Origin of the sequence: Dactylosporangium sp. NPDC005555, assembly GCF_040605635.1 — a bacterium.
GTDB lineage: Bacteria > Actinomycetota > Actinomycetes > Mycobacteriales > Micromonosporaceae > Dactylosporangium.
On sequence record NZ_JBEXDG010000015.1, the window covers coordinates 121,370 to 147,775 of the forward strand.

The 26,406-nt window shown below is 71.9% G+C and carries 18 protein-coding genes; 8 read left to right on the top strand and 10 right to left on the bottom strand.

The genetic code is table 11. From position 1 onward, the window contains the following. Positions 1-52: 52 nt before the first annotated feature. Both ABZS58_RS19380 and ABZS58_RS19385 read right to left on the bottom strand, forming a co-directional pair. Positions 53-2,128: an MMPL family transporter gene (locus ABZS58_RS19380; RefSeq protein WP_354783228.1), complete on the bottom strand. Its 2,076-nt coding sequence runs from the start codon at positions 2,126-2,128 to the stop codon at positions 53-55. A 79-nt stretch (positions 2,129-2,207) separates the two neighbouring features. Beyond that, the gene (locus tag ABZS58_RS19385; RefSeq protein ID WP_354783230.1) at positions 2,208-7,415 is read right to left on the bottom strand and encodes a caspase family protein; all 5,208 of its coding nucleotides are present in this window, start codon (positions 7,413-7,415) and stop codon (positions 2,208-2,210) included. A 144-nt stretch (positions 7,416-7,559) separates the two neighbouring features. Here ABZS58_RS19385 and ABZS58_RS19390 point away from each other — a divergent pair, with 144 nt between their 5' ends. Further along, the gene (locus tag ABZS58_RS19390; protein ID WP_354783232.1) at positions 7,560-7,880 is read left to right on the top strand and encodes a hypothetical protein; all 321 of its coding nucleotides are present in this window, start codon (positions 7,560-7,562) and stop codon (positions 7,878-7,880) included. Then, positions 7,877-8,467 carry a hypothetical protein gene (locus ABZS58_RS19395; RefSeq protein WP_354783234.1) on the top strand — a complete coding sequence of 197 codons (591 nt, stop codon included), beginning with the start codon at positions 7,877-7,879 and terminating at the stop codon, positions 8,465-8,467. Before ABZS58_RS19390 ends, ABZS58_RS19395 begins: the two co-directional genes overlap by 4 nt. An 8-nt stretch (positions 8,468-8,475) precedes the next feature. Here ABZS58_RS19395 and ABZS58_RS19400 read toward each other — a convergent pair whose 3' ends face one another. From ABZS58_RS19400 to ABZS58_RS19425, 6 genes are read right to left on the bottom strand one after another with little or no spacing between them, the layout of a single operon-like run. After that, positions 8,476-9,369, bottom strand: coding sequence for a C40 family peptidase (locus tag ABZS58_RS19400; RefSeq protein WP_354783236.1), 894 nt, complete (start codon positions 9,367-9,369; stop codon positions 8,476-8,478). After that, positions 9,366-10,463: a dipeptide epimerase gene (locus ABZS58_RS19405; RefSeq protein ID WP_354783238.1), complete on the bottom strand. Its 1,098-nt coding sequence runs from the start codon at positions 10,461-10,463 to the stop codon at positions 9,366-9,368. Before ABZS58_RS19405 ends, ABZS58_RS19400 begins: the two co-directional genes overlap by 4 nt. After that, complete coding sequence (locus tag ABZS58_RS19410; protein ID WP_354783240.1) at positions 10,460-11,206, bottom strand: serine hydrolase; 747 nt, start codon at positions 11,204-11,206, stop codon at positions 10,460-10,462. Before ABZS58_RS19410 ends, ABZS58_RS19405 begins: the two co-directional genes overlap by 4 nt. After that, entirely contained in the window at positions 11,203-12,951 is a 1,749-nt protein-coding gene (locus tag ABZS58_RS19415; protein WP_354783242.1) for an ABC transporter substrate-binding protein, read from the bottom strand. Before ABZS58_RS19415 ends, ABZS58_RS19410 begins: the two co-directional genes overlap by 4 nt. Before the next feature lie 25 nt (positions 12,952-12,976). Then, positions 12,977-13,963 (bottom strand): ABC transporter permease, encoded by a 987-nt coding sequence (locus ABZS58_RS19420; RefSeq protein ID WP_354783244.1) that lies wholly within the window; start codon positions 13,961-13,963, stop codon positions 12,977-12,979. Between the two features lie 4 nt (positions 13,964-13,967). Further along, entirely contained in the window at positions 13,968-14,972 is a 1,005-nt protein-coding gene (locus ABZS58_RS19425; RefSeq protein WP_354783246.1) for an ABC transporter permease, read from the bottom strand. Positions 14,973-15,251: 279 nt separating this feature from the next. Here ABZS58_RS19425 and ABZS58_RS19430 point away from each other — a divergent pair, with 279 nt between their 5' ends. From ABZS58_RS19430 to ABZS58_RS19445, 4 genes are all read left to right on the top strand, one after another. After that, the gene (locus ABZS58_RS19430) at positions 15,252-17,255 is read left to right on the top strand and encodes an N-acetylmuramoyl-L-alanine amidase (protein ID WP_354783248.1); all 2,004 of its coding nucleotides are present in this window, start codon (positions 15,252-15,254) and stop codon (positions 17,253-17,255) included. Further along, complete coding sequence (locus ABZS58_RS19435; protein ID WP_354783250.1) at positions 17,252-18,544, top strand: C39 family peptidase; 1,293 nt, start codon at positions 17,252-17,254, stop codon at positions 18,542-18,544. The genes ABZS58_RS19430 and ABZS58_RS19435 overlap by 4 nt, the downstream gene beginning before the upstream one ends. Before the next feature lie 130 nt (positions 18,545-18,674). After that, entirely contained in the window at positions 18,675-20,132 is a 1,458-nt protein-coding gene (locus ABZS58_RS19440) for a family 10 glycosylhydrolase (RefSeq protein WP_354783333.1), read from the top strand. Between the two features lie 96 nt (positions 20,133-20,228). After that, the gene (locus tag ABZS58_RS19445; protein WP_354783252.1) at positions 20,229-21,875 is read left to right on the top strand and encodes a DUF885 domain-containing protein; all 1,647 of its coding nucleotides are present in this window, start codon (positions 20,229-20,231) and stop codon (positions 21,873-21,875) included. 82 nt (positions 21,876-21,957) lie between these two features. On the opposite strand, the gene ABZS58_RS19450 is transcribed toward ABZS58_RS19445, so the two are convergent. Next, positions 21,958-23,004 (bottom strand): lysylphosphatidylglycerol synthase transmembrane domain-containing protein, encoded by a 1,047-nt coding sequence (locus ABZS58_RS19450; protein WP_354783254.1) that lies wholly within the window; start codon positions 23,002-23,004, stop codon positions 21,958-21,960. A 240-nt stretch (positions 23,005-23,244) separates the two neighbouring features. Here ABZS58_RS19450 and ABZS58_RS19455 point away from each other — a divergent pair, with 240 nt between their 5' ends. Then, a complete protein-coding gene (locus ABZS58_RS19455; protein WP_354783256.1) occupies positions 23,245-23,472 on the top strand; it encodes a hypothetical protein in 228 nt (75 codons plus the stop codon). Positions 23,473-23,478: 6 nt separating this feature from the next. Here ABZS58_RS19455 and ABZS58_RS19460 read toward each other — a convergent pair whose 3' ends face one another. After that, a complete protein-coding gene (locus ABZS58_RS19460) occupies positions 23,479-23,934 on the bottom strand; it encodes a nuclear transport factor 2 family protein (protein WP_354783258.1) in 456 nt (151 codons plus the stop codon). Between the two features lie 93 nt (positions 23,935-24,027). On the opposite strand from ABZS58_RS19460, the gene ABZS58_RS19465 reads away from it, so the two are divergent. Further along, entirely contained in the window at positions 24,028-26,328 is a 2,301-nt protein-coding gene (locus ABZS58_RS19465; RefSeq protein WP_354783260.1) for a transglycosylase domain-containing protein, read from the top strand. The last annotated feature ends 78 nt before the right edge of the window (positions 26,329-26,406 follow it).

Genomic DNA, 26,406 nt, shown 5'->3' on the forward strand with positions numbered 1-26,406 from the left:
GCTCGGACCCGGCCGGTGTCACCGCGCCGCCCGCCGCGGCGGATCCGCGGAACTACCGGCGGCGCGGGCGCCACCAGTTGGCGGTGCCGAGCAGGGACATGGTGGCGGGCAGGAGCAGCCCGCGCACGACGGTCACGTCGAGCAGGACGGCGACGGTCATGCCGACGCCGATCTCCTTGACCGCGATCAGGTCGCCGAGCGCGAACCCGAGGAAGACGATGCCGATCGCGAGGGCGGCGGTGGTGACGACGGGTCCGGTCGCGGTGATGCCGGCGAGGACGGCCCGGTCGTTGGCGGCCCGGTCGTCGCTCGTGCGCCGGTCCCATTCCTCCTTGATGCGGGCGAGGAGGAACACCTCGTAGTCCATCGACAGACCGAAAATGAACACGAACAGCAGCAGCGGCGTGGTGATGTCCAGGGCACCCCACGGCTCGAAGCCGAGCAGCGCCGACCCCCAGCCCCATTCGAAGACGGCGACGAGAACACCGAGGGTCGCCAGGAGCGTGAGGACGTTCATGATCAGGGCCTTGACCGGCACGACGACGGAGCCGGTCAGCGCGAACAGCAGGATCGCGGTGGCGACGACGATGACCGTGACCGCGATCGGCAGCCGCGACGCCGTGGACTCCCGGGCGTCGATGAGCTCCGCGGCCGGCCCCGCGACCAGGACCGGCACCTGCGTGTCGAGGTCGCGCAGCTGCCGGACGAGGCGCTGGGCGGGCTCGCCGCCGGCGGGCCCTTCGGGGCGCAGGTCGACGACGGTGACGCCGGCGGGCAGGCCGGTGCGCAGGTCGAGCTCCTGCTCGCCGGTGAGCTCACGGATCCTGCCGAGCAGCGCCTGCGCCCGCGGCTCGGCGGCGCCGGCCTCGATGAGGACGGTGACCGGCTGGGTGGTCCACTTGGCGAAGTCGCGTTCGACGGCCTCGTAGGCGAGGCGCTCCTCGCTGCGGGTCGGCAGCGACCGGGCGTCGGAGTTGGCGAGGGTGACCTGCAGCAGCGGCAGGCTCAGCACGACCAGCGCACCGGTCACCGCGAGGGCGACGAGTGCCGGCCGCCGCTGCGCGAAGGCCGCGAGCCGCGCCAGCAGTCCTGGTTTCCGTTTCGCCGCCGGTACCTTCGGCGCAGGGATCCTCCGGTGTGCCACGGCGATCAGGGCCGGGACGAGCGTCAGCCCGGCGACGGTCGCGAGGCAGACCACCAGCGCCCCGCCGAGCGCCATCGCGGCGAGGAGCGGCTCCGCGAACGCGAACAACCCCACCAGGGCGGCACCGACGGCGAGCCCGGAGACGAGCACGGCCCGCCCGGCGGTCGCGACGGTCGTGGCGAGGAGGTCCGGCACGGCCGCCTTCCGGTCGGCGGCGCGCTCCTCCCGGAAGCGGGTGAGGATCAGCAGGCTGTAGTCGACGGCGAGCCCGAGCCCGAGCAGCGTGACAACGTTGACCGCGTACTCGCTGACCGGCACGGCACTCGCGAGGCCGGTGAGTGCGAGCAGCGTCGCGGCGACCGTGGCGAGCGCGGCGACCAGCGGCAGGCTCCCGGCGAGCAGCCCACCGAGGATGACGGCGAGCGCGCCGCACAGCACGACGAGCGCGACGGACTCACCGATCGCGGCGTCCTTCACGGCCTGCTCACCGAACGTCCGCTCGGCGAGGATCTCCCCACCCACGAGCACCTTCGGCGCGTCGATGCGGTGCAGCGCGGCGGCGACCCGGTCGGCGACCGCGAGGGCCTCGGCGTCGCTGAGGCCGGGCTTCAGCTCGACGGTGACGAGCGAGCTCTGGTTGTCGGCGGACACCTGCCCGGACCCGGCGGTGTAGGCGTCGGTGACCTCGGCGACCCCGGGGATCGCCCGGATCTCGAACATGATCCGGCTGGCGTCCCCGACGAGCTCCGTCGCGTTGAAGTCCCGCCCGGAGATGACCGCGACGACCCGTTCCCCCTCGGGAGCGAGCTCGTCGATGCGCGCCTGTGCGACCGTGGACTCCGCGCCGGGCCGCAACGCGTCCACGGTCTGGGTCCGGTCGTACACCGACCCGCCGAACACCGCACCGGCGACCGCGACCACGGCCCAGCCTGCGAGGACGAGCATCCGGTGGTTGGCGGTCCACCGGCCGAGCAGTGCGAGCACCGCAGCCTCCTTGCGCTGCCGCCTCGATGGCCGCCGCGCCCGCCATCCAACATCGACAACCGCGATGCCGCAATAGGCCTCAGACCTCGAAGCCACAGTAGCCGGCGTACCGCCGCAGTCTGTCGACGACTTCCGCCTCGCTGAGCCCGGTCTCGCGGGCCGCCAGCGCCACGTGCCCGTCCCGTAGGTCTGCCGTGGTGAGCAGGTCCCGCCCGTCACACCCGGGAGTTAGCAGGACGAGATCCTGCCAGTCCGGTACGTGCTCCGCGATCTCCGGCGGCGGCATCGGCGGCAGGTACCTGAGCAGCGGCGCGAACCGGTGTATCCGCTCGACCACTTCGCGCACCGGCCATGCGAACCGGCCCGCCCGCTGGATCGCGCGCAGGATGCAGTCCCGGACCGGTTCGTGAGCGTCGTCCGGCGACGTGTAGTCCGGAGCGCCGAGAAATGCCTCGTCCTCCAGCAGCGCATCGTCGCAGGCGTCCGGCACGAATTCGAGGTCTGCCAGCGTTGTTTCATCCAGGTCGGGCGCGTCGATCAACGGCCACACGATCGCGAACGCCCGGTACAGTGCGGCCACCGTTTCCGTGCGTTCGCTGTCGAATGCCGTCAAGGGTCGCGTTCCGAAGTAGGCCGGTGACAGGCGGCTGTACTCCGTCGACAGCGGACGGTCGGCCAGTCGCCCCCACGGAAATGTCGCCGCGGCGACCGGGAACCGGTCTGCCAGCCGGCTGACGCGGTCCAGCGTCTGCTGGATGGTCTCGTCGTTGTCGTCGGCTGCTCTGGCAATGTGCAGCGGGTCGAGCATGCCACCTAGGAAGGGCTCGTCGCGATCGAGATCTCGCGAGAGGACGACCTGGTCCCGTGGCTCGAGCGTCGCCCACTGATCCTTGGGGTACGGCACGGTCCGCATCGGAGGCAGTGCACCTTCGGCGAGACGCACCGAGGTGATTCCCCACGTGCTGGCAATCGCCTCGAACGTCGCCTGGTCGATGCCAGGAGGTCGCACGGTCCATTCGAACGCCGATGCGATGGCCAGTGTTGTTGCCTCCTGCCTGGTCGCCGGTCGGTCCGGTAGGCGCGACGCGTCTCGCGACAGGTCCGGCCAGCCGTATCCGACCCACGGCGCCACGCGTCCGGCGAGAACCGCCGGACCGATGCCGCAGGCGCTGGTGGCGAGCGCCAGGATGGTGGCCCCCGCATCGGGCGTTTCGTCGCGGAGGAGGTGTTCGGGCACCCCGGCGACGGCGCGCAGGGCGACCGTCTCGTCGTGTGTCGGCGGTCGGGCCGGCAGTGCCTCCGCACCTTCGGGAACCCGGAAGTCCAGCAGATCTGCGTACTTCCGCAGCATCTCCACGGTGCGCAGGGGTGGTTCACCGATCGTCGCGCTGGCGAGGACGACGTCATCAAGGCCGAGATCACCGCGCAACCACCGCTTCGAGGGATCGCCGTGCCGGGAGAGCATCGCTTCGAGCGGCAAGCGCTGCACTGCGGCCGTTGCGATCTCGTCGAGGCGTTCGAACGGCGGGCCGAGTGCGCGAACGAGCGCATCCACCGAGGTGGAGCGCATCAGATCGGTGATCCAATAACGGGCATCGCATCCCGGCTCCCGGTGCGGCAGCCGGCCCAGGGCGCCGGTGTCCGGCATCGTGCACACATATTGCGGGTCCACCATCGCCGGCGACACCATCGCATCGAGGTCTGCAAATGTTGTCATCCGGTCCAGCACGGCGCGCACCGGAACTCGCCGGGCCGCCGACGTCCTGATCGCGGCGTGGATCGGCGTCGCGCCGACCAGCGCCTCGGTGAGTGTCACGTCGAGGTCGTCGGCCGGCCGGTCCCATCCGTGCCTCCGCGCCGAAGGTGGCCGAAGTCCGTGGATCACGAGGCGGCGCAGGCGGAGCAGCAACGACGCCAGCGTCTCGCCGGATGAACGGCTGATCGTCACGAATGTTTGCAGGTCATCACTGCTCGGGAAGGAAGCCGGGGCCATCGCCAGTGTGAAGTCCAGCGGCTGGAGGTGCGGATGCCCCCGGCTCGAACGTGGAACAAGATCCAGGTCGCTGGTCAGCGCCCAGCGCGTCAGCTGCGCGACCGGATATCCTGCCGCACGCCAGACCGCAATGCGTGACATGTCGATGGCCGCGCGGTCCATGTCCCAGCGTGACGACGCGGGAATCACGCCAATTGCGTCGGTCCAGCGGTGCGCAGCAGCGAGGACTGCCAGGTCGAGCGGCCAGACTCCGACGTCCCCGATCGGCACCGTCCGGGAATTGCCGCTGGCTATGTGGATCGGCAGTGCTCGGTCGCCGCGCTCGAGAAGCTCGACGAAGAACTGCGCGGCCTCAGGTGCGGCAACTGCCAGCCGCTGCAGCCAGTCGAAGTCGATCCTGTCGATGACCTCGTCAGCGGATCTCGTGGCCAACCGTAGCTGCGCCTGAACCCAGGCATGGTTCCACTGCTCCAACCTGTTCCGGTCGACGGACAGGTTCGGCCGGTGCTCGCGGGTGAGGTTCACGACGAAGCCGGACGGTGTCTGGTCGGTGGCGATCCCGTCAGCCAGCAGGGCACCCTTGCCGCTCACCCACCAGACGTTCGTGTCCGCCGCCGGGCCGTCGCTCGTGACGGGAATGTGCCATGTCACGGTGTCGGCGGGTGGGTTCAACCGGCCGGGCTGCCAGTGCCGGTCGCCTCGGTCCTGTTCGACACAGACGACGTCGAACTCGGAGTACCACAGCAGCTTGGTCAAGGTGTCCAGGCTGGAGACCTTCGAGGCCTCCTCCGGCTTGAGGTACAGGCGGACGCGGGCGCCGCCGTCGCTGGCGATCGTGCCGGGGTGGGGATTGTGCGGACGGGCCGTCTTGATGCGGAAGAGACTGCCGCCGCTCGGGATCTGGACCTGCAGGACCTCGTCGCCCGGCTGGGCGTTGCGGTCGACGGGGTTGCTCTCCACGAGGATCTCGTCGGCCAGCATGAAGTAGCTGAAGACGCCGATGCCGAACTGGCTGTTGGGCCACAGCCGCAGCTGCTCGTCGCGCTCCAGCCACTGGGCCTGTTCCCACAGGAACGTCGACGAGGTGACGAAGCGGCGGCCCGCCCGGGAGAACGTCTGCTCCAGCTCCCGCCGGCCCATGCCGATGCCGTTGTCGACACACTCGATGTAGTGGCGGCCGTGCTCGACGCCCTGCTCGATGCGGATCTGCCCGGAATACGTCTGGCCGCGGAACCGAGCGCGCATCGCGCGGTACCGGCAGGCGTCGAGCGCGTTCTGGTAGAGCTCCCGCACCGCGAGGGCCGGGTCGCCGTACAGCCGGACGCCCATCAGCAGCTCGCGCACCTCGTTGTGGGCGAGCCGGAACTGCAGCAGCGGCGTCTCGTACGACGGCCGGCCGGCCTCGGGTTTGGCCCTGAGGTCGCGGGCATCGACGAACAGCGGCAGAGCGGCGATCGGCGGCTCGTCACCGGTTGGACCGCTCCAGCGGTGCGCCGCCGTGAGCTGCTGGTGCACGCCATCGGCCACCTCCTGCAGCGCCAGATGCACCGCCGGGTGCGGGCACCGGGCCTCCAGCCGCAGCGTGCGCCGCTTGTCGGTGATCTCCCAGGTCGCCGCCTTCAGGACGCCGGGCAGGTCGGCGGTGTTCAGAGGATCGTTGACCCCGATGTGGTCGACGATCACCTCGCCCCATCTGCGCACGTCCAGGGCGAGCTGGCCGGCGACGCCGAGCAGGACGGCGAGGGTCCGGCCGCGCAGCCGGGGACGCTGCCCAGCGGAGCCCGGCAGCGTGACCTGGATCGTGGCGGCCGCCACCGCCCGCTCGCCCTCCGCCCGCCCGTCGATTACGCCGTCCAGCTCGTCCGCCGACGCCGCGACCAGCGAAGCGATGCCGCGGATCATCGCGGCGGGCTCGGCGCGGAAGTCCTCGCGCCATTCCACAGCTTCGGCGAAGCGGGCCGACAGCCTGGCGGCGACCGTGTTGGAGCTCGGGTCCTGCCAGAGCCGGACCTGGCGGAGCACGCAGCGATGGGCGAGCCAGGCGCGCAACGCCGCCACGTCCGGATCGGGAGGCACGGTCCCCTCGTCGGCCGTCCCTCCGGCGAGCAGGATCGCCTTGTCCCGGACACGGAAGTTGCTTGCGTGGACGGCCTCCAGCTCCTGCCGGCCGCTGTCGGTCGAGACGCCGGTCGACAGGTTTCGCGGGTCGTGCCGCAGCAGCCCGTGCATGCCGTCGGCGTGCACGGCCTCGGCCAGGAACGGCGCGGCGAGCAGCGCGGCGACTTCGACGCTCGACAGCTCCGCTGGCGACTCCACGAGGTCGTCGAGCCGGGCGAGGCAGCGCACCGGGTAGTCGGGATCGGACCAGGGGTCGTCGGGCCATGAGGCGCCGGCCATCTGCCAGACGTTCCAGGCGTCCGAGGCGATGTCCTCGATCGACGAGCGCAGGGCCGCGTCGTGGTCGGCGCGCAGGCTCCACAACCTGGACTGATGCACCGCGAGCCGCCACGGATCCGCGAGGCCCTCACAGATCGCCTCGGTGTCGAGGGCGCCGTAGCCGATGGTGGTGTCGAGGTAGACGTGTTGCTCGCGATCCGGTCTGTACGCGGCCATCTGGCGTTGCAGGGCTGCTTCGGCGGCGTCGCGGATCTCGACGACCGTCCGCGCCTTGTGCTCCGGGGCCAGGACGGTGCACAACGCGTCGGCGAAGAAGCTCATCTCCAGCTGGGTGTTGAAATAGCAGAACTCCCCGCGGTCGCACCCATACAGGGTGGCGACGCGCGTGCGGTGCTGCTCGTTGACCGTGCCGCGGCCGAACTCGGGCGGCGCCACCAGTGAGACGCCTTTCGACGGCTCGAGGTTGTCCCGGCACGCGTCGATGGCGAGGACGACCGCACGGGCCCGGCACGCGTCGAGATAGGGACTGAGGTCGAGTTTGACGAGGACGGTCTCGTCGGCGGCGGCCTGCTGGAGCGAGCGCACTTCGCCCGGCACGAAGTAGTCGACGCCGTTGCGGCTCAGCCCGTGCCCGCTGAAGTAGATGAACAGGACGCCGCCCTCGGGTGCGCCGGCGCACGCCTGCCGCAGCTCGTCTTGGATCTCCGCCCGGGTCACCAGCCGCGAGCTGTGCACGTCGTCACCCAGCGCGGGGACCATCTTGACGCGGTCATAGCCGGAGGCTTTCAGCACGTCGTGCAGGCGCCGCAGGTCATTGCGGACGGTCGGGATGGTCGCGAAGGCACCGCTGTCATAATCGGGAACCCCGATCAGCAGCGCGTGCCGGGCCACCCTCATGGCCCTCCTCCGCGAGAACCGCTTGGCCGCCGTGGTCGCGGTAGGCTATCACGCGGTGACGATCCGATCGTCGCGCGACTCGACGACGCTCCGCGCGGGTCGCTAAGGTCGCCGCAGATGACGCCGAGCGACGGGCGGTGACGGATGAGCGTGCCGTACAAGAAGGAGACGCCGGTCGGCTGGGCCGGCGAGATCCAGCGGACGTGGACGGTGACGGACATACCCGATGGTGTGCGGCTGGCCGGCGACTGCCCCACGTGCGCGCATCCGACCGAGTCACTCGTCCGGTCCACGTGGGTGGCGCACGGCGTGCCGGTCGATCCGGACACCAAGGCACTGCCGCGGCACGGATCGGAGAAGGTGCTCGTCGTGTGCGCCTGCGCGGCCGAGCACGGCGCTCCGCCGGACGGGCGCGGGTGCGGGCGGGCCGGGTATCTCCTGCTGGTGCCGGACGGCACGCCGTGAGCTGGCGGTTGCAGGCCGTCGAGGAGGTCGTCACCGACGACGACCGGGCCTGGCAGGGGCGCGCGGACAGGACGGACGCGGAGGCGCTGCCCGCCATGCGTGCCCTCGCTGGTCGCTGGGCCGCGACCATCGGCGCGCTCACCGGCCTGCTGGGCCTGACCGCCCTGGCCGGCGGGCCGCGGACGTCCGACCAGCTCGACGGAGCCTGGCGGATCGTGATCGGCGCGCTCGTGCTGCTCGCCGTGCTCGCGGCGGCCACGGCCACGTGGTTGGCGGCGGACGCGCACGGCGGGAGCGTCCAGCGTGTGCTCACGACGTACGACCGCCTCCGCGAAGGCCATCGGGCCGAGATCGGCCGGGTGCACCGGCGCTTCCGGTGGTCGAAACTGGCGACGGCCGCGGCGATGGCGGCGCTGATTGTGGCGGCGGGCCTCGCATGGTTCGCGCCGAAGCCCGAGGACCAGGTCCTGATCGTCCGGCGGGGCGGTCAGCTGCAGTGCCTCCCACTCAAGGACGGCGCCACGATCTCGGTCGTGCTCGACGCGCAGGCGACGGTCACGGTCGCACCCAATTGTCCGTCGTCGTAGACGGATGGTCAGGGCCGGTGCGTCCCGGCGAGGGTCTCGGTGCGCTGGGCGGGCATCGGCTCCTCGACGACGCGGTGTGCGCCGGGGGCGGCGTGCAGGAGTCTGGCGGGGGTGGCGCCCGCGGGGGTGACGACGATGCCGACGTGGTGGACGCGGCTGCCGGGGCGGGCGAAGAAGAACAGGTCGCCGAGGCGTTCGTCGCCAGGGGGCACGGCGGTCGTCGCGGCGGCCTGGTCGTGGGCGTCGCGGGGGAGGGTGACGCCGAGGCGGCGCCAGACGAGGTGGACGAGGCCGGAGCAGTCGACGCCGAGGGTGGACAGGCCGCCCCACACGTAGGTGGCGCCGAGCAGGCGGCGGGCCACGGCGAGGGCCTCGTCGCCGGTCGGCGGGCGGGACGGCAGGAGCGCGAGGTCGTCCTCGGGGGCCCACAGCGGCTCCGCGTGCCCGGCGACGTGCACCGGCAGCCAGCCGCGGTCGGCGGGGCCGGCGGGCGTCAGGACGGTGCCGAGCACCACGCCCGGGACGACGACCGGGCCGCCGGGGGAGCGGGCGAGGGTGGTGGACATCGCGTCGATGACGAGCCGCGTGCCGTCCGTGGCGGGAGCGGTGAGGTGGGCGGTGCGGATCCAGCCCGGGTAGCCGCGCGGGTCGAGGCCGGCGGACGGCTGCGCGGGGAGCAGGACCCGGGACCAGCCGTCGGAGTGATCCTGCTCGACCAGGACCTCCTCGCCGAGCAGTGCCTGGGTCACCACGGAGCTGCCGGTCTGCTCGTCGGGGGTCATCGCCGCGATCCACGCGCCGATGTCGGGCGTGTCCCGCGACGCCGCGGTGTCCGAGGGCCGGGTGCGGTCCGGCGCGCTCCACAGCGTCGCCACCGGCACGCCGACAGAGGCTTGTCTCATCGCTGCTCCAGGGTCACGCCGAGGCCGGGGGCGTCGGGCAGGTGGACGAGGTCCTTGTCGTAGCGCACGCCGCCCCGGACCGGCGACGACGCCAACCACCAGGCGGCGTCGAGGTCGGAGACGGCCGTCGTACCGTACGCCGCGACGAGACCGGCCGCCGCGCCGACGCCGATCTGGGTCTCCATCATCGACCCGACGAGCGTGCCCATGCCGTGCGCGGCGGCGAGGTCGAGCAGGGTGCGGGCCGGGCCGATCCCGCCGCACTTGGCGAGCTTGACGTTGACGAGGTCGGCGGCGCGGCGGCGGATCACCTCGACGAGGTCCCGGACGCCGAAGACGGCCTCGTCGGCGAGGATCGGCACGCCGACCCGGTCGCTGACCCAGGCGAGCCCGTCGAGGTCGTGCCGGGCGACGGGCTGCTCGACCAGCTCGACGTCGAGGCCGGCGTCCTCGATGCCGCGGATGACCCGGACCGCCTGCCGCGGGGTCCAGCCCTGGTTGGCGTCCAGCCGCAGCAGCACGTCCGGGCCGACGGCGGCGCGCAGCTCCCGGACCCGGGCGATGTCGGCGGCGGCCGCGTCACGGTCGTCGGCGCCAGCCTTGCCGACCTTCACCTTCAGCACCCGGAAGCCCTCACTGACCCGGTCGCGGGCGGCGGCGACCAGCGCGTCGGCGGCGCCGGCGGGAAGCGTGACGTCGGTCGGCACCGACAGCGACACCCCGCCGAGGTAGCGGACGAGCGGCAGGTCGAGCCGGCGCGCGGCGAGGTCGTGCAGGGCGACGTCGACGGCGGCGCGGGCGCTCTCGTTGCGCTGCACCGCCCGGTGCACGAGCCGGCAGTTGCCGTTGAGATCGTCGGCGTCCCGGCCGGTGAGCAACGGGCCGAGGACCTGCCGCACGCAGGCCTCGGCGCCGGCGACGGACCCGCCGGTCACCTGCCACACCTGCGGCGACTCGCCGTAGCCGCTGCGCCCGTCGGTGTCGACGACCTCGACGACGAGCGACTCCGCGGTCGTCGCGCGGCGCAGCGCGGTCACGAACGGCGTGTGGAACGGCGCCGACACCCGGTGCGTCCGCACCTCCTTGACGGTCACAGGCGCTCCTCCCAGGCGATCCGCGAGACACGGGTGATGACCGCGACGGCGTCGGGCACCCCGGTGGTGCACACGGCGACGACGTACGGCGGCGCATCCGGAGGCAGCACCACGCCGGCGCTGTGCCGCACCCCTTCGACCCAGCCGCTCTTGTACGCGACCCGCACGCCCGCCGGGACGCCGAGCGCCAGGTCCGCCCGCTGGTCGTGCGCCGTGAGGACGTCGAGCATCTCGGTGCAGGAGCGGCCGGACGCGACCGTCCCCGCGGCGATGCCGCCGAACAACCGCCGGAGGTCGGCGGCCGTGACCGTGTTGGTGATCCCGGCTGCCTCGGCCGCCCGGTCCTCGATGCCGCGCCCGGTGCCGCTGCGGGTCGCGCCCACCGACAGCCACGCCGAGGCGACGGCGGGCAGGCCCACGACGGCGAGCAGGAGGTTGGTCGCGAGGTTGCTCGACGCGCCGATCATCCGGCGGGCCAGCCAACGCACCGGCGCGGTCGCACCCAGACGGTCCCACACCAGATGCTCGTTGTCGTAGCCGGGGTCGCAGGCGAACCGGGCGCCGGTGGCCGACGCGAAGTCGTTCACCACCGGCACCGGCGCGTCGAGGTCGAGGGTGCCGGCGTCCGCCGCCCGGTAGAGGGCGACGAGCACCGGCACCTTCATCATGCTGGCCGCGTAGTGCGGCTCGTCCGGCAGGCTTTCGGTGCCGGACCGTGACACCGAGACCAGGCCCGGTGTCACTGCTTCACGTAGGCGTTGGTGACCGCGACGCTGCCCCAGATGGAGTCGACGAAGATGCCGCCGACCTTGGAGCCGTGGATCGTGAACATCACGTCGACGTACAGCGGCACGACCGGCGCGTACTCCTTCATGATCTTCTCGTCGAGGTTGCCCCACGCCGCGCCCTGGTCGGCGACGGGCATGGCGAGGACCCGGTCGAACTCGGCGTTGAGCGCGGTCTGGTTGAGGTAGGAGGCGCCGTTGTTGCTGCCGCCGGCCTTGATCGCCCGGCCGTCGTAGAGGACCGGCAGGATCGACGCGCCGCTGGGCCAGTCCGCGCCCCACGAGCCGATGTACAGGTCCCAGGGGTTGTCCTTCTTCTTGGTCTCGTCGAGGAACGTGTCCGCGGCGATCGGCTTCAGCGTGATCCTGAAGCCGGCCTTCTCCAGGTTGCCCTTCAGGTGGGTGCTGAGCTCCTGGTTGGTGGAGTCGTCGGGGAAGCCGAGGACGAGCTCGGGGGTGGCGCCGCCGAGCAGCTCCTTGGCCTTGTCCGGGTTGCCGGTGCGGCCCGCCGGGTACGCGTCGTAGTTCTTCCAGCCGATCGTCGCCGGCGGCATGAGGGTGGTGACGCCCCGCGCGACGGTGTCGCCGCCGAGGGTCTTGACGACGCCGTCGCGGTCGATGGCGTAGTTGAGCGCCTGGCGGATCTTCAGGTCGGTGACCCGGTTGTTGTTGATGGTCAGCGTGTACTCGCTGGGCGTCGGCTCCTGCAGCGTGCGCGCCTTCAGGGCGGGGTCACCGACCACTTTGGACACCAGTGACGAGTCGACGCCGTTGAAGGACACGGCGGTCGCGTCGGCGCCGCTGTCCGCGATGATCCGGTTGGTCTGGGTGACGTTGTCGGGGCCGAACTCGTAGACGAAGGTGTCCGGGTACTGGTGGCGCATCGAGTCGGTCGCCGGGTCCCAGAACGTGTTGCGTTCGAACGTGAGCCGGGTGCCGGCCTCGTTCTTCGCCAGCTTGTACGGGCCTGAGGAGAACGGCTGCTTGTCGTAGTCGGTGCCGGTGTCCTTCGCGGGCGGCACCGGCGCGGTCGCCGGCAACGACACCGCGAACGGCAGGTCGCAGTGCGGCTTGTTGAACGCGAAGCGCAACGTACGAGGGTCCGGGGTGCTCAGGCCGGGCGGCAGCGCCGTCTTGTTCGCGGCGAAGTTGAACTTGGTGTCGAACTGCGGCGTGTCGGCGAGCCACTCCTGGATGTAGGTGGGGCCGCCGGTCAGCGCCAGGTCGAAGGAGCGGGCGATGCCGTAGGCGATCTCCTTGGACGTGATCGCGCTGCCGTCCTCGAACTTCACCCCGTCCTTGATCTTGAATTCCCAGGTTTTGCAGTCCTTGCCGACGTCGGTGCCGGGCGTCTCGGCCAGGTCGCCGACCAGCACGACCTTGCCTTTGCCGTCGTCCTTGTACGTGGTGAGCCGCCGCGCGTACAGCTGCGACGCGGTGAGGCCGACGAACGAGTACACCCGCTGCGGGTCGAGATGCGAGACCTTGCTCTGCCGGATGACGGTGACGGTGCCGCCCTTGGCCGCGCCGGGTACCTGCGCCGCCGGGCCCTTGGAGTCCTTCGGGTCGGTGGCGATCGAGCCGCTGGCCTGCCGGTTGGCGTCGGGCGCGGCGTCCTCGTCGGTGCGCTTGTTCTCGCTGCACGCGCCGAGCCCGGCCACGAGCGTGAGCAGCACCAAGGCTGTCAACGGTCTGTTTGCCATTGCGTCCTCCCTGAAGATGGCGTGTTCATCGCAGCCGGACCCGCGGGTCGATGAAGGTGTAGAGCACGTCGACGACGACGTTGGCGACGACGATGAACGCCGCCGCGATCAGGACCGTGCCCATGATCGTCGGCAGGTCGCCGTCCTTGACCGCGTCGATCGCGGTGCGTCCGAGCCCGCGGAGCCCGAACGTGGTCTCGGTGATCACCGTGCCGCCGAGCGCGGCGCCGATCTCGACGCCGGCGGTGGTGACCAGCGGCGTGATCGCGGCCCGCAGCGCGTGCCGGCGCACGACCGTGCCGGATCGCAGGCCCTTGGCGTGCGCGGTGCGCACGAAGTCCTCGGAGAGCGTCTCCAGCATCTGCGCGCGGGACAGCCGGGCGTAGACGGCGGAGAACAGGAACGCCAGGGCGCACCACGGCAGGATCAGCGCCGTCGCCCAGGCCAGCGGGTCGTCGAGGATCGAGGTGTACCGCGGGTACGGCAGGACCTTCAGCGTGTAGACGAAGATGAGCAGCAGGACGCCGCCGACGAAGTACAGCTGCAGCGAGGCGCCGGTCAGTGAGACGCCGATCGCGAGCCGGTCGAAGACGGTGCCGAGCCGCAGCGCGGACAGCATGCCGAGGCCGATGCCGACGGCGAGCCACAGGAACGCGGCCGGGACGACGATGCTGAGCGTCACCGGGATGACCCGGCCGAAGGTCTCGGTCACCGGCTCGCTGTTGACGTACGAGTAGCCGAGGCACGGCGCCTCGCAGTGCCCGCCCTGCGAGGCGCCCAGGTCGCGCCCGGCGAAGATCCCCTGCATGTAGTGCAGGTACTGCAGGTATTTGGGGTCGCTGAGCCCGAGCTCGTCGCGGACCCGTTCGAGGCGGGCCGCGTCGCAGTTCTTCGGGCACATCGCGGTCGCCGGGTCGCGGGGGAGCGCGAAGAACATCAGGAACGTCAGGACGCTCACCGCGAACAGGGTGAGCAGCGCGAGCAGGACGCGGCGGATCAGGAAGTTCAGCATGTGCTCACCGCGCTGACCTCGGGTCGAGCGCGTCGCGGACCGCGTCGCCGAACAGGTTGAACGCGAGGACCAGCACGAAGATCGTGACGCCGGGGAAGAACACGTAGGCCGGGTCCGTCTGCAGGTAGTTGAGGCTGCGGAAGATGGTGCGGCCGAAGTCGGGCGTCGGCTCCAGCATGCCGATGCCGAGGAACGACAGGGCCGCCTCGCTGGTGATGTACGCGGGGATCGACAGCGAGAACACGACGATGATCGGCGCCCACAGGTTGGGCAGCAGCTCCTTGAACAGGATCCGCGCGGTCCTCGCGCCGGTGGCGCGGGCCGCCTCGATGAACTCGCGTTCGCGCAGCGACAGCACCTGGCCGCGGACGAGCCGGGCGGTGGTGGTCCAGCCGAACGCGGCGAACAGGCTGATCAGCACGATGACCCGGAACCAGCCCGGCACCGCCTCGCGCGGGCCGTAGAAGGCGAGCTCCAGGGGGCGGATCAGGGCGAGGGTGAAGATGAGGAACGGCAGGGCGAGGGCGACGTCGGTGATCCAGTTGATGATCGCGTCGACCCACCCGCCGAGATAGCCGGAGACGATCCCGGTGAGCACACCCAGCGTGGTGGTGACCAGCGCCGCGGCGAACGCGATGCCGAGCGAGGTGCGCATCCCGTAGACCATCTGGATGAACAGGTCCCGGCCGAGGCCGGGCTCGATGCCGAACCAGTGGGTGCCGGTGACGCCGCCGGCCACCCCGTAGGGCATGCCGTAGCGGTCGAGGTCGTCCTTGAACGAGTCCTGCGGGCTGATCCCGTACGCCGTCTCGATCAGCGGCGCGGCGATCGCGACCACGATGAGCAGCGCCGACACGATGCCGCTGGCGAGGGCGGTGCGGTCGCGGCGCAGCCGCATCCAGACGGCCTGCCGCAGCGACCGCGCGGCGATCGCGCCGGCCGGGTCGTCGTCCACCGCCGCGGTGCCGGTCCGGCCGGCCCGCCCGATCTCCGGTGGCGCAACGCTCATGAGCGCACCTCCCAGCATCGACGGCAGCGACTGTAGGTAACCGCCGACGTGCGACGTAACAGTGAAGGTAATCTACAAAGCTCCCGCCGTCACCGCTCGGCTGTAACGGATCGGCAAACGTTGGCGCGCGTCGCTGGTCGTCCTCTTTCGGGCAAATCGGTGCCAAACGCGCGGAGATCTCGTAGGTTCCCAACATGTTGAGGCAACTGGCCGCAAGGGATTGACGTAAAAGATTGCGATGGTTCACGCTGTGCCAATCCCTCACAGTCAGGAGGTTCGATGCGCCGACGTCGCACGCCCCTCGCAACGACCACCACCCTCGGCGCCGCGGTCCTCCTGGCGCTGAGCACCGCGACCCTCGCCGCCGCACCCGCGTCCGCGGCCGGACCCGACGAGCGGCAGGCCGCCTACAGTGCCGCCGCCACCACCTGGGGCGTGCCGGTGAGCGTCCTGCTCGCGGTGTCCTACCTGGAGTCCCGGTGGGACACCAACCGCGGCACCCCCAGCACCAGCGCCGGCTACGGCCCGATGCACCTCACCGACGCCGACGGCCTCGCCGCGTCGGCCGGGCTCCGCCATGAGACGCGCGAGGAGACGGGCGAGGACCCGCGCGGCGACGACTCCCGCGAGCCGAGGACCGTCCCGGCGGCCTCCGCCTCGACACCCTCGTCGGCGGCGCTGCAGACCCTCGGCCGCGCGGCCGAGCTCACCGGCACCTCCGCGGCGACCCTGCGCACCGACCCGGCCGCCAACATCCACGGCGGCGCGGCCCTGCTCGCCACCTACCAGCGCGACGCCGGCGGCCCGGGCGGCGCCGGCAGCGACCCCGCCGCCTGGTACGGGGCGGTGGCGAAATACAGCGGCGCCGACACCACCGACGCCGCGGCCGCCTTCGCCGACGAGGTCTACGCGACCCTGCGCGACGGCGTCGCCCGCACCACCGACGACGGCCACCCCGTCGCGCTCGCCGCGCAGCCCGCGCTCACCCCGGCCAGGACCTGGCTGGACCGGCTCGGGCTGCGCCGGCCACCCGTGCGCCCCGACGGCCTCGAGTGCCCCGCCGACATCTCGTGCGAGTGGATCCCCGCGCCCTACGAGCAGTACGGCACCACCCCCGGCGCGTACGGCAACCACGACCTGAGCGACCGGCCCGCCCGGCAGCGCGTCGAGTACATCGTCATCCACGACACCGAGGCCAGCTACGCCACCACGCTGGACCTGGTGCAGGACCCCACCTACGTCAGCTGGCACTACACGCTGCGCTCCGTCGACGGGCACGTCGCCCAGCACGTGAAGACCAAGGACGTCGCGTGGCACGCCGGCAACTGGTACGTCAACGCCAAGTCCGTCGGCCTGGAACACGAGGGCTTCGCCGCGCAGCAGGGCGCCTGGTACACGGAGGCGATGTACCGCTCGTCGGCGAAACTCGTCCGCTACCTCGCGGCGCGGCTCGCCATCCCGCTGGACCGGCAGCACATCCTCGGCCACGACAACGTCCCCGGCACCGTGCCGTCGACGGTCCGCGGGATGCACTGGGATCCGGGCCCCTACTGGGACTGGGACCACTACTTCGACCTGCTGCACGCGCCGTTCATCACGTTCGGCACCGCGAAGACCGGCCTGGTGACCTTCGACCCCGACTACGGGACGAACCAGCTGCCGTACACCGGCTGCACCGCGACGCCGGAGACCCCCTGCGCGCCGCACGGCTCATCGCAGGTGCTGCTGCGCACCGCTCCGGCCGCGGACGCCCCGCTGCTGAGCGACATCGGGCTGCGCCCCGGCGGCGAACCGGCCACGATGCAGGTCTCCGACCATGGCGCCCGCGCCGCCACCGGCCAGACGTTCGCCGTCGCCGGCCGGCAGGGCGACTGGACCGCGATCTGGTACCTCGGGCAGAAGGGCTGGTTCCACAACCCGCCGTCGAAGCCGGCCGCCAAATGGTCGACCGGGCTCGTCGTGACCCCGAAGGCCGGCAAGGCCACGATCCCCGTCTACGGCCGCGCCTACCCGGAGCAGTCCGCCTACCCGGCAGGGGTGCCGTACCAGGCGATCACACCGCTGCAGTACACGTTCAGCGCCGGACAGCGGTACACCCTCGGCGGTGTCGTGCCGGGCGAGTACTACCGGGCGACGACGTTCGCCGGCACCGGCCCCGGGGACTGGACGGTCATCCGCGGCCAGAACCGCTACGCCCAGATCCAGTTCGGGCACCGGGTCATGTTCGTCAACCTCGACGACGTGCAGATCCTGCCGTCGTTCCTCCCGGTGGGGTCCTCATGAGACGCTCCTTCGCGATCGTGGCGCTCGCTGTGGCTTCGCTGCTGCCCGCGGCCCCCGCGGTGGCCCACCCGCAACCCGTGGTCCACGACGAGCAGATCACCTTCGACAGCTGGCAGTCCTATCCGGACTGGCGCGGCGGCACCGCTGACGGCACCCGGGCGGTCCCCGGCCGCAAGCCGTACCTGACGATCGGCCGCCCCGTGGGCACGGTCGACGGCTGGGAGTACGCGACCTGGACCTCGCCGGTCACCAGGATCGGCTTCGGCGCCGGCGAGCTCGTCGCGTCGTGGAACGCGGACACGCCCGCCGGGACCTGGCTGCAGGTCGAGCTGGAAGGCACCTACACCGACGGGCGGGCGACGCCGCGGTACGTCATGGGCAGATGGGCCAGCGGTGACCAGGACATCCACCGCTCCACCGTCGACGGCCAGAGCGACGGGGTGTCGTCGATCTGGACCGACACCTTCTCCATCGACGACACCTCGCTCGGTGTGCTGCTGCGGTCGTACCGGCTGCGCCTGACCCTCTACCGCAAGCCCGGCACCGCCGCGTCGCCCCGGGTGTACCTCGCCGGCGCGATGGCCTCCGACGTGCCGGACCGCTTCACCGTCCCGGCCAGCGCCGGGCACATCGCCTGGGGTCGCGAGCTGGCGGTGCCGCGCTACTCGCAGAACATCCACGAGGGCGAGTACCCGGAGTACGACGGCGGCGGCGAGGCCTGGTGCTCACCGACGTCGACGGAGATGGTCGTCGAGTACTGGGGCCACCACCCGAGCGCGCAGGACCTCGCCTGGGTCGACCCGTCCTACGCGGACCCGCAGGTGGACCACGCCGCGCGCAGCACCTACGACTACACGTACGAGGGCGCCGGCAACTGGCCGTTCAACACCGCGTACGCCGCGACCTACGGCCTGACCGGCATCGTCACCCGGCTGCACTCCCTCGACGAGGCGGAGCGGTTCATCGCCGCGGGCATCCCGGTCATCACGTCGCAGTCGTTCCTGGCCACCGAACTGACCGACGCGAACTACTCCACGTCCGGCCACCTCTTCGTCATCGTCGGTTTCACGGCCACCGGCGACGTGATCGTCAACGACCCGGCGTCCTCGTCGAACGACGCCGTCCGCAACGTCTACAGCCGCGCGCAGTTCGAGCAGGTGTGGCTGCGCACGAAGCGGTACCGCGCGAACGGCACCGTCGCGTCCGGCAGCGGCGGCATCGCCTACCTGATCGCCCCGTCCGGCACGCGCTGGCCGCGCGTTCCCGGCTCCTCCAACTGGATCGGCTGACATGTTCGTTCGACGTCTCGCTGCCTTATCGTGTCTGTTCGCGGCTCTGGTGGTCGCCACACCTGCTTCCGCCTCCGCGGCCGCCCCTTGTGCCGTCGACCCGGCCACGCCGAAGCACCAGCTGCGGGCCATGTGGATCGCCAGCGTCGTCAACATCGACTGGCCGTCTGCGCCCGGTAGGTCCGAGGCCGAGCTCAAGGCCGAATACGACGGCTGGCTCGACCTCGCCGAGTCGCTCAACTACAACGCCGTCATCGTGCAGGTCCGCCCGCACGCGGACGCGTTCTGGCCGTCGCCGCTGGAGCCGTGGTCGCAGTACCTCACCGGCGTCGCCGGCCAGGACCCCGGCTGGGACCCGCTGTCCTACCTGGTGTCGGAGGCGCACGCGCGGAACCTGGAGTTCCACGCCTGGTTCAACCCGTACCGGGCGAGCATGCCCGCACCCGGCGGCGCCGGCACCGACCTGTCGAAGCTGCCCGCCGACAGCCCGCTCGCGCGGCACCCCGACTGGGCCGTCGCCTATCCGGTGAACAACGCCGCCGGCCGGCTCTACTTCAACCCCGGCATCCCCGCCGTCCGCGAGTTCGTGCAGGACGCCATCATGGACGCGGTCACGAAGTACGACATCGACGGCGTCCACTTCGACGACTACTTCTACCCGTACCCGGCCGCCGGCCAGGACTTCGGCGACGAGGCCACGTTCGCGCAGTACGGCGGCGGCTTCGCCACCAAGGGGGACTGGCGGCGCGACAACATCGACCAGCTCGTCCGGTCGCTGGACGGTCGCATCCACGCCGCGAAACCATGGGTCCGCTTCGGCGTCAGCCCGTTCGGCATCTGGCGCAACAAGGCCGCCGACCCGCTCGGCTCCGACACCAACGGCACCCAGTCCTACGACGCCAACTTCGCCGACACCCGCAAGTGGGTGAAGGAGGGCTGGATCGACTACATCGTGCCGCAGGTGTACTGGAACATCGGCTTCGCCGTCGCCGACTACGCGAAGCTCGTGCCGTGGTGGGCGGACGTCGTGGCCGGCACCGACGTGCAGCTCTACATCGGCCAGGCCGACTACAAGGTCGCCGCCGCCGGGCAGCCCGCCGCCTGGTTCGACCCGGACGCGCTGTCGAAGCATCTCACCTTCAACCGGCAGTACCCCCAGGTCCTCGGCGACGTCCACTTCAGCGCCGTGCAGGTCAGGGCGAACCGCCTGAACTCGGAGACGATCCTCGCCGCCGAGCACCACAGCCGCCCGGCCTTCCCGCCCGCCTGGGGCCCGGCCAAGCCTGTGGCCTTCCCGGTGCTCACCGGCGCCCGCCGCACCACGTCCGGCGCGGAGCTGCGCTGGCGGCCGACGGTGAGCGGCACCGGCCCGTTCGCCGACGTCACGTCCTACGGCGTGTACCGCCTCGACGGCACGACGGCTCCCCGAGCCTGCGACCTCGCCGACGCGTCCCACCTCATCGCCACGGTCCGCGGCACGGCGTACACCGACCCGACCGCGGAACCGGGCAGGCACTACACCTACGTCGTCACGGCGCTGGACCGCCGCTGGCACGAGAGCGCCCCGAGCCCGCCCCGCTGGATCTGACCCTTCGCACCGCCGGCCCGTGACAGGTCCCCCGCGACCTGTCACGGGCCGCTAACATCTGCTCACCGATCGATGCGCGGCGACAGGGAGACGACGATGTCCACTGCCAACCAGCTGGCCGACGAACTGCTCGACGTGATGCTGGACCTGTCACCCATCAGTGCCTCGCTGCTGGGGATTCCAGGGCGCGACGGGCAGATGCGGGACTACTCCGAGGCCGCGGACAACGCCGCCAAGGACCGGGCACTCGCGATCGCCGAGCGGGCCGGGCGGGTCGAGCCCGAAGGGCACGGCGACGGGCTCACGCTCGGCGTCGTGCGGCAGCAGGCGCAGTCCGTCGTCGACAGCATCGATGTGCGGTACACGGAGTATTCGATCACCGACACCTGGACCGCGCCGGCGGTCGCGTTGCTCGCGCAGCTGCCGATGGTCACGCTGACCGACCGGGCGCGGGCCGACGGTTACCTGGCCCGGCTGGCGAAGCTGCCGGAGGCGTTCGCGCAGATCGCGCAGCGCCACCGGGAAGGCGTCGCCGCCGGGCGGCGGCCGGTGCGGCACCTCGTGGAGGGGACGGTCGCGCACCTGGACCGGTATCTCGCCAACACCGGCGCAGACCCGCTGCGCAGGCCCGCGCCGGAGGACGACGACGGTTTCGCCGGAGCGCGCGACCGGCTGATCGACGAGGTCGTGCGACCGGCGGTCGCGCAATACCGGGAGGTCCTGGCCACGCAGATCGCGCCGGTCTCCCGCGGGCCGCAGGAGGCCGGACTGTGCTTCCTGCCCGGCGGGGACGAGCTGTACCGGAGGCAGGTGCGCCTGCACACCACGACCCAGCGCACGCCCGACGAACTGCACGCCATCGGCCTGGACCTGATCGCCGAGCTGCACGAGGAGTTCTCGGAGATCGGGGCCGAGGCGTTCGGCACCGCGGACACCGCCGAGGTCCTGCACCGGCTGCGGACCGACCCGGCGCTGCGCTGGCGGGACGGCGACGAGATCCTCGCCGCCGCGCGGGAGGCGATCGGCCGCGCCGAGCGGGCCGCCCCCGACTGGTTCGGGACGCTGCCGGAGCAGCGGTGCACGGTCGAGGCGGTCCCGGCCGACGAGGCGCCCGGCGCGCCGGCCGCCTACTACCTCGCCCCGGCGATCGACGGGAGCAGGCCCGGTATCTACTTCGCCAACACGTCCGAGCCGGGTGGCCGGGACCGGACCGTGGCCGAGGCGACGGCCTTCCACGAGGGTGTCCCCGGCCATCACCTGCAGATCGGCCTGGCCCTGGAGCTGACCGGCCTGCCGCTGCTGCGACGGATCGGCATGTTCACCGCGTACGGCGAGGGCTGGGGGCTGTACTCGGAGCGGCTCGCCGACGAGATGGGGCTCTACTCCGGGCCGCTCGCGAGGCTCGGCATGCTCGCCACCGACTCGATGCGCGCGGCGCGGCTCGTCGTGGACACCGGCATCCACGCGAAGGGCTGGAGCCGCGACCAGGTGGTGGACTACCTGCGGGCCAACACCGTGATGGCGGAGGTCGAGATCCAGTCCGAGACCGACCGGTACATCGCCGACCCGGGCCAGGCCCTCGCGTACATGGTCGGCCGCCTGGAGATCCAGCGGCTGCGCGAGGAGGCCCGCGCCGCGATGGGCGACCGCTTCGACATCCGCACCTTCCACGACACGGTCCTGACCTCCGGCCCGCTGCCCCTGGAGATCCTCGCCGAGGTCGTCCGCCGCTGGTCGGCGTAACCGGCGGTGCGGGGCAGGGCCGAAGCCGGCCCCGGCGCAGGAGGGCCCCCACCCGTCACGTGAGCGATCACCACAGACAGGCTCACGCGTCGTGCTCGGTCGGAACGCGGGCGGGGCGGCGCAGGACGACCGCGGCGGCGCCGCCGAGCGGGATGAGCAGCCAGCAGGACAGCAGGCGGTAGAGCAGGACGGCGGCGGTCGCGGTGATCGCCGTCGCGCCGGAGGCGGTCAGGCCGGCGACCAGGGCGGTCTCGATGACGCCGATGCCGCCGGGGGACAGCGGCACCTGGCGGACGATCTGGACGCCGAGATAGATGCCGGCGAGGGCGGGCAGGTTCACCGGCAGGCCGAGCGCGTGCGTGCAGGCGGCCAGGCAGAACAGGTCCGTCAGCCAGTTCGCGGCCGCGTACGCGACGACGGCCCACCAGTCGCGCACCCGCAGGCCCGCGCCCGCCCGCCACGCTTCCCGGGCCGAGGCGAGCAGGCGCTGCGCGTACCGGCCGATCCGGCCCTCATGGACGGGCGCCGGCTGCACGGAGGGGGTGTCGCGGAAGAGGCGGCGGCCGAGTAGGACCGACCCGGCGGTCAGCCCCACGATCGCCGCGACGACGACCAGCGGCCGCCAGGTCAGCGAGGTCGTGGTGCCGTACCCGAGCAGCGCCGCGCCGCCGGTGACGTAGATGAGCGCCAGGCCGCCGATCGAGGCGAGGCCGGACACGATCGCGGTGACCGCGCCGAGCTCCTTGGGTGCGCCGGCCCGCTCGTACTCGCGGATCGCGTACCCGGCGGAGACGGCCGCACCGGCCGGGACCGAGATCGAGATCGCGGTCCGGGCCAGGGTGATCGCCAGGACGCGGCGGCGGCGGATCCGCACGCCGAGGGCCGCGAAGAGGTACTGCTGCTGCCCGGCGAACGCGGCGATCGACCCGGCCTGCAGCAGCCCGGCGACCGCGACCCAACCGGCCGACGCGCCGGTCAGCGACGTGAGCAGCTCCTGCGGGTCGGGTAGCCGCCCGCGCAGGCCGATCGCCGCCAGTACGACCACCGCGACGACGACCAGGAGCAGCCTGAGCCACCGGGTCCGCCACCTGCCGGAGGGCGGCGGGGTGTCGGGCGACGGCCAGGGCATCGTCTGATCTTGTCAAACGCCCTATACGCTGCTGTTCGCACCCCTGTTGCCGCTTGTGCGGGGCTTTTCCACGATCGTCGGGTGGCGCTGGCCGATCAGGTCGGTCCCGGCCGGACTTCAGGCGGCGGCACTGCCGAGCAGCGCGACGGAATATCGATTTAGCTGAGGTCAACTCGCATCCCGTGGACATAGGCTCCACGGCATGCAAGCGCTTCGACCCGGTGCAGAGCCGGTGGCATCATGACGGCGGCGGACGTGTCCGTCGTCGTGCTCGACGAACGCGACTACCGTTACGGCACGGGGGAGCTGCGCCTGCGGATCGAGGCGGTGGACCATGCGGGCGCGCTCGAGCTCGACGGTGAGTGGTGGCTGCCGGTGCGCGGGGTGCGGCTGCGCCGCGACGGCACCGAGGTCGGCCCGCTGCAGGTCACGGTCCGCGCCGCCCGCCTGCCGGCGACGCTGCGGTAGCCTGCCTCACGCGGTCGCGCCGCGGGCCAGTGCGGAGAGCCGCACGTGGTCGATGGGATGCACGAGGGCGTCGGCGTGCCGGTGCACGAGCTGCCACCCGTCACCCGATCGGCGGAACACGAGCGTGACCCGCAGCGACCAGTCCTGCGGCGGCAGCCCGCCGACGGTGCCGTGCTGCCGTTCGATCGCCGCGATCACCGCCAGGTCGCCGGACCGGTCGGCGCGCACGACCTCCAGCTCGCACTCGCCGCCCCGGAACCAGGCGGCGGTCGCGGCGAGGGACTCCTCGGAGTGGTCGAAACCGTGCCGGGCCGCGCCGCACGGCGGCATGAGCGTGTGGTCGCCCGCATGCGGGAGGAGCTCGACATAGGTGCGGATGTCGCCACGGATGAAGGCCGACGCCGCCGCGGTCCGCCGCACGAGCGCGGCAAGCTCCTCGTCGTCGCTGTCTGTCACAGTCATATGCCCATACACGCAGGAACCCCCACCGGCGTTCACTGTCTGTATCATCTGTCGCGATCGATCAGACGGCGATGCGACGACGGGGCGGTCCACATGGCTGACGACGACCTGACCAGCGGCGAACCGGAACGGCAGGCGGAGAGCACTCCCGACGCCACCGCGGACGATCCCGCCGGGGTGCCGGACCCAGGTGCTCCAGCGGCGGAGGCCGGGGAGGTCGCCGCGCAGCGGCCGAAGAAGTCCCGGATGCGGAAGGTCCTGGTCAGCTCGGCGCTGGCGCTCGTGATCCTCGCCGGGCTCGGGCTGGCCGGCGGCACGTACTACTACGACCAGGTGGCGCTGCCCGAGGACGTCGCCATGGACCAGACGACGACCGTCTACTACTCCGACGGCACGACGCCGATGGCGCGGATCGGGGACACGAACCGCACGCTGGCCACGATCGCCGACATCCCCGTCGACGTGCAGCACGCGGTCGTCGCGGCGCAGGACGAGACGTTCTACACCAACGACGGCGTCGACTACGGGGCGGTCGCCGGCGCGGCCTGGAACCAGGTGGCCGGGGACGGCACCAAGGGCAAGTCGACGATCAGTCAGCAGTACGCGCGGCAGTGGGCGGAGCTGGAAGGCACCTCCTACGCGCGCAAACTGCGGGAGTCGGTCATCGCGACCAAGCTCAACCAGGAGTACACCAAGGACAAGATCCTTGAGATGTACCTGAACATCGTCTACTTCGGGCGCGGCGCGTACGGGATCGAGGCGGCCGCGCAGGCGTACTTCGGCAAGTCGGTGAAGGACCTGACGCTCGGCGAGGGCATGGTCCTGGCCGGGCTGATCGACCAGCCCGAGGGCGACGGCAAGGGCAGCCCGTTCGACCCGACGGTGAACGCGCAGCGGGCTCACGAGCGCTTCGAGGAGATCAAGCGCACCCTGGTCGAGTTCCGTTTCGTGGAGCCGGCACAGGCGGAGCAGAAGATCGCGTACCCGGCGAAGGTGCTCACGGCGGCGCAGGCCCGCGCGAACGCGGTCAACGTCCAGGGCGGCCTGGACAAGCCCGAAGGGCTGATCGTCCACCACGTGCTCGCCGAGGTCGCGGCGCTGAAGGACCCGAAGACCGGGGATCTGCTGTACGAGGGGGTCGCCCCCGACGGCATGAAGCACTTCGACCGGATCCGCAACGGCGGCCTGAAGATCGTCACCACGATCGACAAGACCGCGCAGAAGCTCGCGGTCCGCGAGGCGGGCCGCAACGCCGAGTCCAACATGGACGGACAGCCGCAGAACCTGCAGGCCGCGCTCGTCGCGGTCGAGCCGGGCACCGGCGCGGTCAAGGCCTACTACGGCGGCGACAGCGGCAACGGCGGCGACTTCGCCGGCACCTACGCCGACCCGGTGCTCAGCAACGGCGAGGACTCCTGCTGCGGCGGGCACCCGCCGGGCACCGCGTTCGGCCCGTACACGCTGGCGAGCGCGCTGATGGCCGGGTACTCCGTCGACTCGTACTGGAACGGCGAGTCGCCGCAGGAGTTCCCGGGCAGCGGCCGCCGCCTGGCGACCAACCCGGTCCGCAACGGGGCCGAGAACCCGGCCGCCGCGCCGGCGTGCAGATCGGGCTCACCGAAGTGGTGCACCCTCGAAGAGGTCGCCGTGCTGTCGCTGAGCGCCCCGTACTTCGGCGTCACCGAGAAGGTCGGGGGAGCCGCGGTCATCGACACGGCCCGCGCCGCCGGCGTCACCGCCCTGTGGGCGACCGTCGACAGGGCGCGGCAGAAGGTCGACCTGGGGCAGGTCTCCGGCAAGGAAGCGTTCCCGAAGTACTTCAACACGGAGGTCGGCCTCGGCCAGTACCCGGTGACGGTGCTGGACCACGCGGGCGGCATGGCCACGTTCGCCGCCGGCGGCGCGGCCGCGAAGACGCATTTCCTGAAGGAGCTGTGGCAGGACGGCAAGAAGACGCACGCCGAGGTGATCCGGCCGAACCGCATCCGGGGCTTCACCGAGGCGATGGCCGCCGACCTCAACGCCGTCCTGCAGGGCGTGCCGCAGCACTACGGCCTGAAGCTGCACGACAACCGCCCGGTCGCCGGCGCCGCGGGCGCGTGGCAGTTCGCCCCGACCGCCGACGTCGCCCACGCCTGGATGGCCGGCTACAGCGCCTACGACGCCGCCGAAGGCTCGCACGGCCTCGCCGTGGCGGTGTGGGTCGGCAACAAGGACCAGGAGCAGAAGATCGTCGACAAGAGCGGCAGGACCGTCATCGGCGGCACCCTGCCCGGCGCGATCTGGCGCGACTTCCTCGACGCCGCCCTCACCGATCTGAAGGCCCCTGTGGTCACGTTCGCCCCGAGGCAGAACACCGGCGACAAGAAGGCCGGCACGGGCATCGCACCCTGACGGACGACGCACGGCTCCGGCGGATCGCCGAACACGCTCACCGCGGCACGCACCGGGCCGGACGGCTCCCGGTGCGTG

Coding starts and splice junctions, on each gene's coding strand:
- ABZS58_RS19420 (WP_354783244.1), bottom strand. CDS start 13,963: ATGCTGAACTTCCTGATCCGCCGCGTCCTGCTCGCGCTGCTCACCCTG.
- ABZS58_RS19455 (WP_354783256.1), top strand. CDS start 23,245: ATGACGGCGGCGGACGTGTCCGTCGTCGTGCTCGACGAACGCGACTAC.
- ABZS58_RS19430 (WP_354783248.1), top strand. CDS start 15,252: ATGCGCCGACGTCGCACGCCCCTCGCAACGACCACCACCCTCGGCGCC.
- ABZS58_RS19390 (WP_354783232.1), top strand. CDS start 7,560: ATGAGCGTGCCGTACAAGAAGGAGACGCCGGTCGGCTGGGCCGGCGAG.
- ABZS58_RS19415 (WP_354783242.1), bottom strand. CDS start 12,951: ATGGCAAACAGACCGTTGACAGCCTTGGTGCTGCTCACGCTCGTGGCC.
- ABZS58_RS19465 (WP_354783260.1), top strand. CDS start 24,028: ATGGCTGACGACGACCTGACCAGCGGCGAACCGGAACGGCAGGCGGAG.
- ABZS58_RS19400 (WP_354783236.1), bottom strand. CDS start 9,369: ATGAGACAAGCCTCTGTCGGCGTGCCGGTGGCGACGCTGTGGAGCGCG.
- ABZS58_RS19385 (WP_354783230.1), bottom strand. CDS start 7,415: ATGAGGGTGGCCCGGCACGCGCTGCTGATCGGGGTTCCCGATTATGAC.
- ABZS58_RS19425 (WP_354783246.1), bottom strand. CDS start 14,972: ATGAGCGTTGCGCCACCGGAGATCGGGCGGGCCGGCCGGACCGGCACC.
- ABZS58_RS19460 (WP_354783258.1), bottom strand. CDS start 23,934: ATGACTGTGACAGACAGCGACGACGAGGAGCTTGCCGCGCTCGTGCGG.
- ABZS58_RS19450 (WP_354783254.1), bottom strand. CDS start 23,004: ATGCCCTGGCCGTCGCCCGACACCCCGCCGCCCTCCGGCAGGTGGCGG.
- ABZS58_RS19435 (WP_354783250.1), top strand. CDS start 17,252: ATGAGACGCTCCTTCGCGATCGTGGCGCTCGCTGTGGCTTCGCTGCTG.
- ABZS58_RS19440 (WP_354783333.1), top strand. CDS start 18,675: ATGTGGATCGCCAGCGTCGTCAACATCGACTGGCCGTCTGCGCCCGGT.
- ABZS58_RS19445 (WP_354783252.1), top strand. CDS start 20,229: ATGTCCACTGCCAACCAGCTGGCCGACGAACTGCTCGACGTGATGCTG.